Annotated in this window: 13 protein-coding genes; 5 read left to right on the plus strand and 8 right to left on the minus strand. The window is 36.2% G+C overall.

What is annotated here, in order from left to right; genetic code table 11:
- Positions 1-93: 93 nt before the first annotated feature.
- A complete protein-coding gene (locus A9G24_RS04580) occupies positions 94-807 on the minus strand; it encodes a JAB domain-containing protein (protein ID WP_065637967.1) in 714 nt (237 codons plus the stop codon).
- 154 nt (positions 808-961) lie between these two features.
- Between A9G24_RS04580 and A9G24_RS04585 the strand changes: the two genes are divergently transcribed.
- The 3 genes from A9G24_RS04585 to A9G24_RS04595 all read left to right on the plus strand — a co-directional run bounded on the left by A9G24_RS04585 (position 962) and on the right by A9G24_RS04595 (position 3,699).
- Positions 962-1,711, plus strand: a complete 750-nt coding sequence (locus A9G24_RS04585; RefSeq protein WP_065637968.1) for a hypothetical protein — start codon at positions 962-964, stop codon at positions 1,709-1,711.
- A 156-nt stretch (positions 1,712-1,867) separates the two neighbouring features.
- Entirely contained in the window at positions 1,868-2,623 is a 756-nt protein-coding gene (locus A9G24_RS04590; RefSeq protein ID WP_065637969.1) for a nucleotidyltransferase domain-containing protein, read from the plus strand.
- 14 nt (positions 2,624-2,637) lie between these two features.
- Positions 2,638-3,699: a nucleotidyltransferase domain-containing protein gene (locus A9G24_RS04595; RefSeq protein ID WP_065637970.1), complete on the plus strand. Its 1,062-nt coding sequence runs from the start codon at positions 2,638-2,640 to the stop codon at positions 3,697-3,699.
- Positions 3,700-3,831: 132 nt separating this feature from the next.
- Here the strand turns inward: A9G24_RS04595 and A9G24_RS04600 are convergent, their stop codons facing one another.
- From A9G24_RS04600 to A9G24_RS04625, 6 genes are all read right to left on the minus strand, one after another.
- A complete protein-coding gene (locus A9G24_RS04600; protein WP_176701164.1) occupies positions 3,832-4,383 on the minus strand; it encodes a hypothetical protein in 552 nt (183 codons plus the stop codon).
- Positions 4,384-4,555: 172 nt separating this feature from the next.
- Positions 4,556-6,229, minus strand: coding sequence for an alpha,alpha-phosphotrehalase (gene treC / locus A9G24_RS04605; RefSeq protein ID WP_065637972.1), 1,674 nt, complete (start codon positions 6,227-6,229; stop codon positions 4,556-4,558).
- A 74-nt stretch (positions 6,230-6,303) separates the two neighbouring features.
- Complete coding sequence (treB, locus tag A9G24_RS04610) at positions 6,304-7,731, minus strand: PTS trehalose transporter subunit IIBC (RefSeq protein ID WP_065638035.1); 1,428 nt, start codon at positions 7,729-7,731, stop codon at positions 6,304-6,306.
- A 190-nt stretch (positions 7,732-7,921) separates the two neighbouring features.
- Positions 7,922-8,887: a trehalose operon repressor TreR gene (treR, locus tag A9G24_RS04615; protein ID WP_065637973.1), complete on the minus strand. Its 966-nt coding sequence runs from the start codon at positions 8,885-8,887 to the stop codon at positions 7,922-7,924.
- A 152-nt stretch (positions 8,888-9,039) separates the two neighbouring features.
- On the minus strand, positions 9,040-10,152 hold the full coding sequence (locus A9G24_RS04620; protein ID WP_065637974.1) for a 5-methylcytosine restriction system specificity protein McrC: 1,113 nt from the start codon (positions 10,150-10,152) through the stop codon (positions 9,040-9,042).
- Positions 10,152-12,299 (minus strand): AAA family ATPase, encoded by a 2,148-nt coding sequence (locus A9G24_RS04625; RefSeq protein WP_065637975.1) that lies wholly within the window; start codon positions 12,297-12,299, stop codon positions 10,152-10,154. The genes A9G24_RS04620 and A9G24_RS04625 overlap by 1 nt, the downstream gene beginning before the upstream one ends.
- 453 nt (positions 12,300-12,752) lie before the next feature.
- On the opposite strand from A9G24_RS04625, the gene A9G24_RS04630 reads away from it, so the two are divergent.
- Positions 12,753-13,280, plus strand: coding sequence for a hypothetical protein (locus A9G24_RS04630; RefSeq protein ID WP_065637976.1), 528 nt, complete (start codon positions 12,753-12,755; stop codon positions 13,278-13,280).
- Positions 13,281-13,309: 29 nt separating this feature from the next.
- Here the strand turns inward: A9G24_RS04630 and A9G24_RS04635 are convergent, their stop codons facing one another.
- Positions 13,310-13,642 carry a winged helix-turn-helix transcriptional regulator gene (locus A9G24_RS04635; RefSeq protein WP_065637977.1) on the minus strand — a complete coding sequence of 111 codons (333 nt, stop codon included), beginning with the start codon at positions 13,640-13,642 and terminating at the stop codon, positions 13,310-13,312.
- Positions 13,643-13,782: 140 nt separating this feature from the next.
- On the opposite strand from A9G24_RS04635, the gene A9G24_RS04640 reads away from it, so the two are divergent.
- Positions 13,783-14,418 carry an NAD(P)-dependent oxidoreductase gene (locus A9G24_RS04640; protein ID WP_065637978.1) on the plus strand — a complete coding sequence of 212 codons (636 nt, stop codon included), beginning with the start codon at positions 13,783-13,785 and terminating at the stop codon, positions 14,416-14,418.
- Positions 14,419-14,573 lie beyond the last annotated feature (155 nt).

Below are 14,573 nucleotides of genomic sequence, written 5' to 3' on the forward strand. Positions count from 1 at the left end.
CTACTAAAAATTTCAAATATTATAACTGTGTTTATATACATGACAATAATAAGCTTATTATTTTACGAGACAGTTCACATTTTTTGAAACTCATTACTCTTTCATCGTTTTCTTTTTCAGAATTTTTTGTACTTCTTTAGCATCAATTTCCATAATTGTAGCTATTTGTTCAATGGAACTATCTTTTTGAGATAGTGCATGTACTAACCTTTCTTTTTGCTCTCGTTCATGCTTTGCGACCAGTTTTGCAGTTCTAGCTTTTTCCTCAGCAGTTTTTACTTTATCATTTGCTACCGCCAACTTCTCTTTCGCAATTTGCTTTTCTTGTTTACGAATGCGTTCAACCACTTGGTAAGTCGGAACATATTTCAGGCTTTGTTCGAGTTCTTCCATAAGTTTTATGCTGCGAAAGCTGATATAGGTTTTTGGGGTGATAATTAAGTGGTCGGTAAGTTCGATATTTAAAATATGGGCAACTTGAATTAAGCGGTCGGTGATGTCTTTATCGGCCGCTGAGGGGATCAGCGATCCGGACGGGTGATTATGCACCAAAATCACGCGAGAGGCGTTTTTCATCACCGCAACACGAAATACGTTCATTGGCTCAATGTTGACCGATTTATACGATCCAAGCGCAATTAGTTCAATATACAGGATATAACCGGCTTGATTCATACCAATAATCCAAAGATGTTCCTTTTCTTGGTCGATCTTGTTTTCACGCAATAACACACGTTGCATAATACTGTACACGTCGTCCGTGCTTTCAATATAGCGTTTGTCATGTTTGGTTAGTTTAATATCCATCTTATCGCCTTGTAAAATCACACAAAAAATAATATAGCATATTCTGTTTATGCAGGGCAGTGGTTAATCAAATAATTCCACCTGTTCAGTTTTTAGGTTATATTATTTGTAAAAAATATTCAGGAGTCTATACCGTTTCAAAGGAGGATTAACAATGTATCACTCTATTTTACCCAACGAGCAGCATTCTGCTGCTGAGCGATTTTTGCAACGAGTGCCAGTGTTAATCGCAACAAGTCCATTATGTCGACGCCTTAAGCCTATCGCATTACTGATTGATATTGCGCCCATGACATTAATTGCTCTGCCACATAGCTTGATTGCCAATAAATTTAACCTGTCACCGCGAGCTGCTCAAAGGCGAGATAACGTTATTCGTCATTGGTTAGCGCAGTATGAGCCTGATCTTTATCAAGCGGTACTTAACCTTATACAATCGATGCCGGCAGAAGTGTCTCGACAAGCTCAGGCATTTAAGTCATGGCTGGCCGAGCTACTTGATACGTCAGATATGCCTTGCGATTATTGTGGATCGCTAAGCACAGTTCGCATTGGGCACCGTCTTAATTTTCGTTGCCGAACTTGTCGCCGAACGTTTAATCCACTCAAAAAGTATTATCTTGATAAGTTATCTCATTGTGAACGGTGGTTGCCTTTTATTGATTTATTGCTACAAGGTGAAACATTTAAAACCATTAACCAGCAATTGGGAATCAATACCGATACCGCCGCTAAGTGGCAACGTTATTTTTTAGGAATAATGGAATTACAAGGATTTTTAGTATTGGCTAACTATTGTCAAATAAAGCGACGCCAACGTTGCCGTCAAATATGGTTAGACATTCACACAGGTGACACGTTTTTACTCGCTGGCAAATCGCATTTTAGATCTAAATCATCGTAATGTTTAATGCGGTTGTAAAAAATATTCAGGATTCTATACCGTTTCAATCATAAATCATTATGCTCAATGATTTTTTAATGGTAATAGGCAAAGGGCTTTAAAAGCGTTAAAAATTCAGATATAAAGTAAAATAAATAACCTAAAGGAATAGTTGCAATGCAAAACCGCATAAAACAAAAGTTAGCAGAATTAGCACAACAACATAATATCCATATACTTTACGCCTGTGAATCAGGTAGTCGGGCGTGGGGGTTTCCATCGCCGAATAGTGATTATGATGTGCGTTTTATTTATGTGCATCGGTTTGAGAAATACTTAGCTATTGATAATCCTGCTTCACATTTAACTTTTCCTATTGATGATGAGCTGGATTTGCATGGTTGGGATTTAAAAAAGACTTTACAATTGATCCGCAAATCAAATACTACCCCGTTTGAATGGTTGCAATCACCCATTATTTATCAACAAAATGCACCAATTGCTAACCAATTATGGCAACTTTGTGCTGATTTTTTTAATGCTCGTGGCAATATTCATCACTATTTAGGGATTGCTAAAAGCGCCTTACAAAGCAGTGAAGGGCAGCAGATCGGTGTCAAAAAACTGTTTTATGTATTAAGACCATTATTATGTGCCAAATGGTGTTTAGAAAAACAGCAAATCGCCCCCATGGACATTACGCCATTATTGACACTATTACCTAATGAGTTAAGCCAGCAAATCAATGATATTATTGCCTTAAAAGCAACCATGACTGAATCAACGCCTATCACTATCGATCCAGAAATCTTATTGTTTATTGAACAATCCATGAGTGAGGTTAGCGAAAGCGTACAAGCTATTGCTGAACAACATTTTAAATCTGATAAGTTAGATCACTTTTTTATACAAACATTGATGAGCTTAAAATAAGACAGGAATACAAGATGACAATCGATGATTTAAAAGCACAAAACTTAATCTTATTTGAAGTCATCAGCGGTAGCCGTGCATTTGGTTTAGCCACTGAAACATCTGATACCGATATCAAAGGCGTTTTTTATCTACCTAAAGATAAATTCTATGGAATTGATTATATTCCACAAATTAGTAATGAAACCAATGATATTGTTTATTATGAATTAGGACGATTTGTGGAGCTGTTACTGAAAAACAACCCGAATATTTTAGAAGTGTTAGCCTCGGATCCAAGCTGTATTGTTTATCAGCATCCAATAATGCAGCATTTGACACTCGATCTGTTTTTATCCAAACAGACCAAGCAGACCTTTGCCCACTATGCCATGTCGCAAATAAAAAAAGCTAAAGGATTAAATAAGAAGATTAATAATCCCGTTGCCGTAACACGTAAAACCGTGCTGGATTTTTGCTATATTATTGAAGATCAGCGGGCTTATCCATTAAATGATTGGCTAACTGAGCATAGTTTTAAACAACATTTATGTGGATTGGTAAATGTGCGGCATGGACGGGATTTATATGCCCTGTTTTACGATCCATTGGGCAGTTGTGGTTATCATGGCATAGTACAACAGCAAGATTCGACCGAGCTTTGTTTATCTTCCGTAAAAATAGATACCCCTGTGACAGCTTATTTAAGTTTTAATCGTGATGGTTTTTCATCGCATTGCCGTGACTATAAAGCCTATTGGCAATGGGTCGAAAAGCGTAATGAACAGCGTTATCAAAATAATATTAAAAGTGGCAATGATTTTGATGCAAAAAATATGATGCATACTATTCGCTTATTGCAAGTAGCGCATGAAATTATGACACAAGGCACAATAACCAATAAACGAGCTAATCGCGATGAGCTGCTTGCAATTAAAAATGGTCAATTAAGTTATGATGAGATTATGCATATTGCAGAAACACTGTTAAGCAAAATTGAAACCGCATCAATTACTTCAATATTGCCAGACATGCCTAATTTTACTAAAGCGATTGCGCAGTTGGTAAAAATGCGTGAATGTTTATATAACCATTAATGATATCACTCGATAATAACGATTTTTGATCGAATCATAAAAAATTAGAAATAACGCAATTGGTTATTTCTAATGTATCTCATTTTGTTGATGGTATTTTACTTCCTAAGCTAACCTAATTTGGATATTAAATTATTTTAATTCCGCTTTTTTGGTTTCTTTTCTTTCTTTTAGCGCTTTTAATTCAAATTCCCAAACCTGCCAAAAATCCATGTTTGTTGGTTCTAATATATTCATTTCGTGATTAAATTTTACAATATCACGACTTTCGTTAACACAATACATATCGGCATCATTAATAATTTTCAAAATTGGGATTGCTTTAAGCCCTGTTTCCTGCATAAATTGATGAGCAACAAAATCAAGTCTCATCCAATCAGCACTTAATTTAGAAGCCGTATAAGTATGAAAACCATATAAAAATGTCCAAAAAGGTCCTACATCCATTGCTTGTGGACGACGCCAGATCTCTTCTTTTGCTTCAATATAAATTCCTCTATGGAGGATAACATCACAATCCTCAGCAAGTAAATGAGCGACATATTCTTCAGGAAACTTCATTGCTAAACTATTTTCAATATTGCGGATATCTTGCAACACTATTTTATCTTCAGCCATTGGAAAAACACAATAGTCACGGTCTAAATACTGGTTCATTAATAAAAGCGTTTTATCTTCCATCATCATTCCTCTTTAATTTTTTTATATTTACCCATTTTTTAAACAAAATATTATAACTTTTAGGCTAATTTTTAAAAGGTTTTTTAATTAAATCGATCAACTGGTTGGCATTAAAAATGGGTAATTATCATACATAAAAATGGGCAGCCTTTTATTGATTGCCCATATCGCTTGCTTAATCCGCTTGGTGTAACCAGTACATGGCCTGATAAGGTCTTAACCTTATTTCAACACCTAACAGAGGGCTATCTTGGTAATTACTCAATAACCGCTGCCAGTTCAAGTTTTGTAACGATTTTGGTAATGACCATGTTAACGTTTTATCGGTCAGATTGGTTATCACAAGTAGTTGTTGCTGCTCCGAGCAACGCACATAAGCCCAATAATCGGCAATATTTGGGGTGAGATCTTGATAATCGCCAAAAATAAAGAGCGGATATTCTTTGCGTAATTTAACTAGGGTTTGATAGCAATAAAATACCGAATCAGGATCATCTTGTGCCATCTTGACATTGATTTTCGGATAATTGTTAGCAACTTCAATCCATGGCTTACCTTGTGTAAAACCCGCATTGGCAGAACTATCCCATTGCATGGGCGTTCGGCTGTTGTCTCTGGATTTGCTGGCTAAAATAGCTAAGATTTCCTGTTTTGCCATGCCTTGCGCAAGTTTTTCGTGATAGATATTAAGGCTTTCTACATCGCGATACTGAGTAATATCAGTAAAATGGGGATTAGTCATCCCAATTTCTTCGCCTTGATAAAGATAGGGAGTGCCTTGTAAACCATACAGTAGCATCGCCAACATTTTAGCAGATTGTGTGTGATATTGGTTTTCATTGCCAAGGCGCGAGACAATGCGCGGTTGATCATGATTACACCAAAAAATTGCATTCCACGCCTTACCCTGCATACCCGTTTGCCAATAACCGATAATGTTTTTAAGTTCGATTAAATCTGGTTTGGCTAAACACCACTTATTCCCATTAGGATAATCAACTTTGAGATGATGAAAATTAAAGGTCATGGTCAACTCTTTACCGTCTAAATTGGCATATTTTTGGCAGTTTGCTAATGTGGTAGATGACATTTCACCAACTGTTTGGAGTTGATTAGGTTGAAATACCTCACAGCTGATCTCTTGTAAAAACTCATGAATGCGAGGTCCATCGGTATAAAATCGTCGTCCATCACCGTTATCATCATCAGGGAAATCTTGCTGTTTCGAGACTAAATTAATTACATCCAGTCTGAGGGCATCTACCCCTTTATCGGCCCAAAATTGACACACTTTTTTGATTTCATTGCGAACAATTGGGTTTTCCCAGTTGAGATCAGCTTGCTCTTTCGCAAATAAGTGCAAATAGTACTGCCTTGATGGTTCATGCCATTGCCATGCTTTACCGCCAAATTTTGAGCGCCAATTGTTAGGCTCTGAGCCATCAGCTTTAGCATCTTTCCAAATATAAAATGAGCGATAAGGACTTGACTTATCTAAGGCTGATTTAAACCATGGGTGTTCGGTTGAAGTGTGATTAAACACCATATCCATCATAATGCGAATACCTCGCTCGTGCGCTTGTTTAACCAGTAACTCGAAATCAGCCATTGAGCCATAGCTTGGGTCGATAGCATAATAATCTGATACATCATAACCGTTATCAATTTGTGGTGATGGATAGATTGGCGTTAACCAAATTGCACTAATCCCTAGCGTTTGCAAATAATCTAAGCGCCGAATAATACCTTGCAAATCACCAGTTGAATTTGCACCACTAGCTTGAAAGCTTTTGACATAAATTTGATAAACAGTGCCATTTTGCCACCAAGGAATATTGATTTTGTTCATTGTGTACTCTTTTGTTAATCAGTTGAAAACTGCCATGTGATTAATATAAATGGCAAGCTGTTACCACATATGGCTTAGCGAATATTTAACGTGCCCTTTTTAAGTTTTATTTTATAAACTAGTGCGGTTAAGGTGATTGGTACTACTATCGCCACCAACATAGCAACAGCATAAATCGTCCAATATATCGGCTTAATAGTTAAAATTCCTGGTAATCCCCCCACGCCAATTCCGTTAGATAGCACTCCCGCTAAGCCACAAATTAATCCCGCTAACGCCGAGCCAACCATCGCACACAACATCGGGAACTTATAACGTAAATTAATGCCATACATGGCAGGTTCGGTCACTCCTAAATAGGCCGATATTGCCGCTGGTACTGATACTTCACGTTCGTTTTGTTTTTTGCTGGCCAAGATAATACCGACTACCGCCGAGGCTTGCGCAATATTGGATAGGGCGATAATAGGCCAGATTGGCGTTCCTCCCATGCTATTGGTCATCTGTAAATCAATTGCGAGCGTCGTATGATGAATACCGGTAATCACCAGTGGTGAATAGATAAAACCAAAAATAGCTGCACCGATAAAAGCATAATTCCCCGTCATTAAATATTTAACAATATCAGCTATGCCATTGCCTAACATTCGCCCCGCTGGACCTAAAATAAAATGGGCTAAAAAGACAGAAGTGAGTAACGCAACAATAGGCACAATTACCAAATTTAAATAATCAGGAACGATTTTTCGTAAATGAGTTTCGATCCAGCCAAGGGCCAACCCTGCAAAAATCGATGGGATCACCTGCGCTTGATAGCCAACTTTAGCAATCGTAAACCAACCAAAATCCCACACTTCGGGGATTTTGCTACCAAGATCATAGGCATTCATTAACTGTGGTGAAACTAACGTAATGCCAAGCACAATACCGAGCACTGGCGAACCGCCCATTTTTTTAGTGGTTGACCAACAAATGGCAACCGGTAAAAAGTGAAAAATCGCCTCGCAAGGCAGCCAAAGTAGGCTATAAATTGGCACTAACCAAGAATAGCTATCAGTAAGTGGCTTGTTATCAATAAATGGCATATCACCAATGATATTACGCAATCCCAGTAATAATCCGCCCGCGATTAAAGCTGGTAATAGGGGGATAAAGATTTCGGCTAAATTGGAAATCAGCCTTTCAAAAATCGACATATTCTGCTTGGCTGCGGCTTTGGTCTGCTCTTTGCTTGTCTCAGTAAGATTTAATTGTTGGATGAGTACTTTGTAATAACGATCGACATTGGTACCAATAATCACCTGAAACTGCCCAGCATTTATAAAACACCCTTTGACAAAGGGTAATGCTTCTATAGCGTCAATCTTGGCTGACTTGGGATCAACCAGCGCAAACCTTAACCTTGTCAAACAGTGGGTGACACTCGCAATATTTTTACTGCCACCAACAAAATCAATTAGTTGCTCGATTGATTCTGTGGTTATGTTTAAATCTGTAGCCATAATAACGCCCCCTTTTACTGGTAAAAACTCAGCCGACATCATTTTATTTTTATCAATAATCTGGCTATTTTTTGATTGAAATTAAGCATAGATTGAATTGCTAAATTAATAAATGGGAACGTTCCCTTTTTTGTGATTAATATCACAGATTAGGGCAAAATAAGCACAAATTAAATGGCTATGGCTAAAACTAGCTTATTAAACGGCAAGGAACAGTGATGCAGTTAAGCTCAAGATGATTTTGTAACAGATTCAGTAACGCTTGCGCCGCATAGCGACCCGCTTGATCAAAACCCAGTTCAACCGCACATGTTTTAGGGAAAAGAAAACCCAGCAGCTCACTATTACCAATGCTGGCAACGGTAATATGATCAAGCTGTTTTTCATGTAAATATTTATTTAATCCTAAGGCGATGCTATCGGTTGCACAAACAATCGCTGATGGATTTTGCACTAACACCAACTCGGCAAGCTCATAACCTGAGCGGTAACTTAACTGCCCTAAAACCGCATTCGGAACAAGCTGATATTGCAGGCAAAAATCCACATAGGCTTGATAACGCAGTGCGCCTGTGGTTTGGTCTTGTTGCTCAACACCAATATAACCAATCTTTTGATGTTGTTGCGATTGATATAAATGAGTCAGCAATATTTTAACTGCGCCCACATCATCATAACAAATACAACTGTGTGCGGGGAGTTTTCTTGCGATCACCACGCTTTTATCCTGCCAAACAGATAATAACGACTGCTCAAGGCCGGTAAAGGCAAAGATAACAACGCCATCAGCTTGCTTGTCGTTGAGCATGGATAGATGTTCGTTAACTTTGGTGGTACTAAATTGACTTTCCATAATGATCGGATCATAACCATGCTGGTAAAAAATAGGCAACATGCTTTGCACCGCTTGGTTTTCAGACAGTGAATCAAGCCGAGTGACAATAATACCAATAACTTTACTCCCATAGCCACGCATGGCTCTAGCCGATTTCGACGGGGTAAATTGATGCTGATCAATGATTGCCATTACATTGGCACGAGTACTTGCTTTCACCATCGGATCATGATTAATCACCCGTGAAACCGTCGATTTACTCACCCCACAAAGCTTGGCAATATCTTTAATGGTTAAATGATTTGAAGATCTGCTCATCATAAATTAGCCAACAAAAATCAATAAAATCATACTAAGCTATTTTAGAAAAAATAGCGATTTCAGATTGTTTATGTTAGTTTGGTAAATTGTTTTTTTGCTAAACACTAAACAGTAGTTAGCATTAAAATCAGGTAGAAAAGATAAAATTTGAATTAGCACGAGTCAAAACTATTTAATAACGCCAATAAACTATTTTTAATAGTATTATTATCTTGTGTTAAATCAATAGTACAAAATGATAATTTATGTCCTTGGATAGTCATATTTTCATTCACCGTCGCACCGACAGTGGGGTATAGCAACATGCCAGAGGCACAAACGGATAAAGGATCGCTATCTTTTTCCTGACTTCTTAAATAAGCATACAACTGATAAATATGATGACTACTAAACGAGTTATCTCTAAACCATGATTTTTTTAAAATTGAGGTACATTTAGTATCAATAATTAAACGTTGTGTATGACCGCGATTTTCAAGGATTAAATCGGTTTTCATAGTTGGCAAATAGGTGGTGATATTATCGGTCGCATTGCTATATTGCCAATTTAATTTTTTACCCGCATAAATAGTCCATTGCTGAGGATCTAAATTTACACGGTAAAAGCCAACTATTGCCTTTTCAAACAATTTCCATAACCAATCATCGGTTTTTTTTAGTTGTTCAATGGTATGTAATCCTTGGAATTGAGTGGGAATTGACAAGCTAAAAATCAGTTTTGCTAATGAAATTAAAGTATTATCTTTAAGATTTGCATGGTTAAAACGCTCCTTTTCATAGCAATAATGCGTTGTTTGACCAATTTTCAACGCAGTAAATTGATGAATGATTTTTCTACATTGTTCAATTAAGCTCGTATCTTTCAATTGTTTTACTAATAGATGAGCCGCAGCATGAATATAGCGATTTTTAGGGGTATCAATCGTTAAATCACCATATCGACATTGAATTTTACCTTTTGCCAATAATTGCTTACGCTGAGTGGTTAAAACATCTATTTTTCCTCTGACACGATTAAGCACTTTTGTTGTGAGCTGATAATCTGCGGCAAGATGATGTATTAACCATTTATTTGCTGCCTGACAATATAGTTTGGCTGCGAGCGTTATTAATTCCTCTGGGTTATTTTCTAGTTCTATCCTCTGTTTTTTCCCTACAGTTTTATAATAATCAGAAGCATAGAGCAAAAGTAGCCATATGTTTCTAATTGGTATTTTAGCAACAGTAGTATTGGTTAATTGCCGATGATAATTTATTGTGGTCATTATTGTGCATTACCTAATAATATAGTCATCGCATCGCTAAATTTTTCAGGCTCGCCAAACCAATACTCTTCTAATAGAGGCTCGATTTCTGAACGAACAATATGCTTAAACCAATCTTGCGCAGTCATTTTTTGGTTAGAACAGGTAAAATAGCTATGTCCGATAGTAAATGCCTTGCCGAGTGAACTATCATTACTGATATATTGATTTAATGCCTCTATACGGCGCTTTATATCTTGTAATTGTTGCGGTGAAAAGGCGTGTTTTTCTTGCATATAGTTGAGCCAATTTTCGCCAAAATGAGGACTTAAATGGTAAAAGGCAAAACGACGACGTAAAGCAAAATCGAGCATCGCTAACGAACGATCGGCAATATTCATAGTGCCGATAACATAAAGATTGGCTGGAATAAATACGCCTTTTTCATTTTGGTGTTGGTATGTTAATTCTAATGCCTCATTTGGATTTCGTTTATCAGCTTCAAGTAGCGTTAACATTTCACCAAAAATTTGTGCTGGATTGCCACGATTAATTTCTTCAATCACAATCACATAATTTGATTGAGCATCATTCCTTGCTTGATTAATTATCTCTAAAAAAGGTCCATCAATCAGCGCTAATTTTCCATCACTGGTTGGTCGATAGCCGCGGATAAAATCCTCGTAAGACATATTAGGATGAAACTGAATAGCTTTGATATTCTTTGAATCTTTATAACCAACAATAATATTCGCTAAACGCTTGGCTACCCATGTTTTACCTGTCCCTGGTGGACCTTGTAAAATAATATTTTTTTTAAACCTTAAGCTATTTAATATGGCTTGCAACTGTTGTTTATCAACAAAACAACCTTCATTGATTAGATGTTCTTCGGTATAAGATTGTTTTTTGATTACGGATTCAGTCATATCTTGGTTATTCAAATGATCTTGAGCTTCATAATCAGTATCTAAGATCGCATTTTCATTGTTACGCAATGCAATTAAATAAAGTTCAGGATAAGAGTGAACAGGAAAATTCTCATCAGCAAACCTCACAGTTAAATCATCAAGCAATTTCAGATAATCATTACCGCTGAAATCGCTTTTTCTTAAGTTTTTATTTTTGAAAATTTCTACATACTGACTTAAGTAACTTTTTGTTGCTTTATCTAACACTAAATACGCATTAGGACGAATCCAAAATAAACCATTGGTTAGTTGCCAAGAGCAGTAAGGTTGTGCCATAGCCAAATCAAATTTTTGCTTAAAATCCTCTTGATAATTGTTATCAATATTAGAAAAATTTAAAGCGACAGAATAAAGATCCCAAAGATTATCTATTTCTTGCTGTTGATTTTCTGAATCGGTAAAAAACCAAGAGATTTGATTATTTAATAATGGTATTCCTTCCCAACAATTCGGTACCGGTTCCTTAACATCAAGAAATTCAGCCCATTTTTGAGCAATGTTTTTTCTTGTTTCTTCGGCAATTCCTCTATTGAATGTTCCCAGCGCAGTAAAAGGGCAAATATCGTGCAAATCTTTACCTATTAAATGGGATAGTCTAAACTCTAAAGCTAGCTGATTAATAAAAGTCATCAGTTTAAGTCTTTTATTTTTATCTTGGTAACTTAACAACTTATCAGCAATTTCCTCATAAAAAGGTATCCATTCTAAGAGTGGTTTATTATTATCGTTGTTGTCACCATAACGAGATTTCCAATATGGAGCATTGCGAAAAGCATCAATATCTTGTGGCTGATCATAAAATGCAAAATTAATTAATTGTTTATTCCGCCAGTTATTCGCTCTAATCTTCCAAATAACCGTTCGGTTAGTGTAAAAATACCACTTTTTGTTCAAATTAGTTTGTTGCCAATCAACGTCTAACAACTTTCCATCACCATGATTTTTAGTTACAATGCCAATCGCTTTAATTTCCATAACAGAAACAAACTGACCATTATTATCAAAGGGTAAATTATGTTTTTGGGTATAAGCTGATTTGATGGCAATTTGATCACCAACAGCTATTGAACGCACGTCATCTAAATATTTCTTATCGTAACCATTTTCCCAAATGCCAGAATTAATGAAGCGATCGGTTTGATCTTTATTTCCAGTATAGTTAGCACCTAAAAACCAATATGTTTTTGTCCCGTCCAATTGCTTTCCTTTCTAATCATGTTATTTATTTTTATGTATATTTTAAACTAATTTATTGTTAACAAAAAATAGAATATTGTTAATTATTTGCCAACTATTGTTATAAAGTTATTTATGTTTTTACTTTGCATAATCAAATAGTTAAATAAAATTAGCCGATTTTTACTAAAGCCATTAATGACTTAAAAGTGTTGTGCATGCATATCAGATTGAATTTTTTTACATAAAATGATCTTGTTGCTAGGCAAAAAGAAATTGGTTAAATTAGGCTATAAAATTATGCATCCTAATACATTGTCAATCACATAACTGATATAGGATGTAATATCATGTCCACCATTTAACCATTGCAATTAAAATGACTTTATTTAACTAAATTTTGATAAGCGCTATTCAATACAATTATTGTTATTTATAATATGAAATAATGATTTTAAAAGAGAAAAGATAACAGTGTCATACAGACTTTTATGCAGTTCACTACTTATTTTCGGCTTTTCAACATATGCATTAGCGACCGAAACAAATAATACCATTGAGTCACAATTTAAAGCGGCTTTATTATGCAAGGTTGATCCAATTGATGGTCGTGATGCAAAAGTGGTTAAACAACTCAGCGAGCAAAACATTACCGTAAAAAATTTAGAAGAAGATGGACTGATTAATTTAGAGTATCACTTTGCTAAACCGCTGGAAATAATGAATACCACTGTGTCACAGATTAAATATCAAGGCGATAGTGGTTCATACTTTTATGCGATTGCTAAAGGTGATATAGATACATTTGCCAAATCAATGGCAGCAACCCCAATCCCTGCCGATTTAAAAGAAGAAATGTCTTGGGGTGATATAGGTCAATATTATCAATACACAGCCCCAGTCACGGAAGAAAATCCTTTTCCTAGTATCATTCTTATCGGCCGTGACAAAAATGTTAAATCAGATGAGTTTTATTTTGGCTGTGAAGAATTTGACGGCTAATCATGATTAATTTAAGGATGGGTAAAAGGTTACTCATCCGCTTTTAATTTGTAAGCCTTTCCCCACGCTAACATGGCATCATGCACCTGTTTTAGACTTTGTCCAACCTCAGTTAACGTATATTCAACCCTTGGTGGAACCTCGGCATACACTTTACGGGTTAATAGCCCACTTTTTTCCATAGCGCGCAAATGCTGAGTTAAGACTTTTTGTGAAATGCCGGTCAGCGATTTTTTTAGTTCACCAAAGCGTTTGGTTCCCATAAGCAGGTCTCGCACAATTAAGACTTTCCACTTATCACCCATTAACATTAATGTTATTTCAACAGGGCAAATGGGCAAATCATTATTTAATTTAATCATTAATGCTTAAAATTCAACAATAGTTTCAGAAAAGTTACTATAGCACTATTTAGTACCTACTTTACAGTAGAAACGTTAAAGACTAATCTAAAACCATTCTTATATCATGTTAATCCTTAAACGATTAAAAGGGGTAAAATATGAAAATTGCAGTCATTGGTGCGAGTGGTAAAACAGGGCAACTGTTGGTAAAAGAGGCGATTTCACGAGGACATGACGTTACCGCAATAGCGCGTAAAACGAGTCAACATCTCGATCCAAAAGCAAATGTGCTAATTAAAGATCTGTTTGAATTAACCTATACTGATTTAAAACCCTTTGATGTGATTATCGATGCATTTGGTACTTGGGCACTGGAATCACTGCCATTGCATCAAACCAGTTTAAAGCATTTAACAGATATATTAAGCGGTAAAACAAATCGCCTATTAGTGGTGGGTGGTGCAGGCAGTTTATATGTTAATCCACAGCATTCACTGCGTTTGGTTGATTCACCTGATTTTCCTGATGCATTTAAACCATTAGCCACCAATATGGCCAAAGCACTTGATGCGCTTAAAACGTGCGATGATGTGCAATGGACTTATTTAAGCCCAGCCATTGAGTTTAACGCTGACGGGGAAAGAACCGGACATTATATCTTGGGTGGTGAAGAAGTCTTATTTAACAGCCAAGGAAAAAGCCAAATCAGTTATGCCGATTATGCCATTGCCATGATTGATGAAGCAGAAAAAGCCAAACATATTAAGCAACGTTTTACCGTTGCTAGTGAGTAATATTGCTAAAATACTGCAAATAAGCTTTCTTATACAGAAATAAGCACCGATTTTCCATAATAACAAATACAATATCCCGACATATTTTTCAACACGTTTCCAGGTTTATTATTTTAGCAACGAGTTGGATCTGACTTGGGATATTTTTGAATTTT

Origin of the sequence: Gilliamella sp. App6-5 (genome assembly GCF_001690525.1) — a bacterium.
GTDB lineage: Bacteria > Pseudomonadota > Gammaproteobacteria > Enterobacterales > Orbaceae > Gilliamella > Gilliamella apicola_H.

Excerpts from the sequence above, each read along its gene's own strand:
- treR (WP_065637973.1), bottom strand. The coding sequence starts at position 8,887 with ATGATGAGCAGATCTTCAAATCATTTAACCATTAAAGATATTGCCAAG.
- A9G24_RS04620 (WP_065637974.1), bottom strand. The coding sequence starts at position 10,152 with ATGACCACAATAAATTATCATCGGCAATTAACCAATACTACTGTTGCT.
- treC (WP_065637972.1), bottom strand. The coding sequence starts at position 6,229 with ATGAACAAAATCAATATTCCTTGGTGGCAAAATGGCACTGTTTATCAA.
- A9G24_RS04600 (WP_176701164.1), bottom strand. The coding sequence starts at position 4,383 with ATGATGGAAGATAAAACGCTTTTATTAATGAACCAGTATTTAGACCGT.
- A9G24_RS04640 (WP_065637978.1), top strand. The coding sequence starts at position 13,783 with ATGAAAATTGCAGTCATTGGTGCGAGTGGTAAAACAGGGCAACTGTTG.
- treB (WP_065638035.1), bottom strand. The coding sequence starts at position 7,731 with ATGGCTACAGATTTAAACATAACCACAGAATCAATCGAGCAACTAATT.
- A9G24_RS04635 (WP_065637977.1), bottom strand. The coding sequence starts at position 13,642 with ATGATTAAATTAAATAATGATTTGCCCATTTGCCCTGTTGAAATAACA.
- A9G24_RS04595 (WP_065637970.1), top strand. The coding sequence starts at position 2,638 with ATGACAATCGATGATTTAAAAGCACAAAACTTAATCTTATTTGAAGTC.
- A9G24_RS04590 (WP_065637969.1), top strand. The coding sequence starts at position 1,868 with ATGCAAAACCGCATAAAACAAAAGTTAGCAGAATTAGCACAACAACAT.
- A9G24_RS04585 (WP_065637968.1), top strand. The coding sequence starts at position 962 with ATGTATCACTCTATTTTACCCAACGAGCAGCATTCTGCTGCTGAGCGA.
- A9G24_RS04580 (WP_065637967.1), bottom strand. The coding sequence starts at position 807 with ATGGATATTAAACTAACCAAACATGACAAACGCTATATTGAAAGCACG.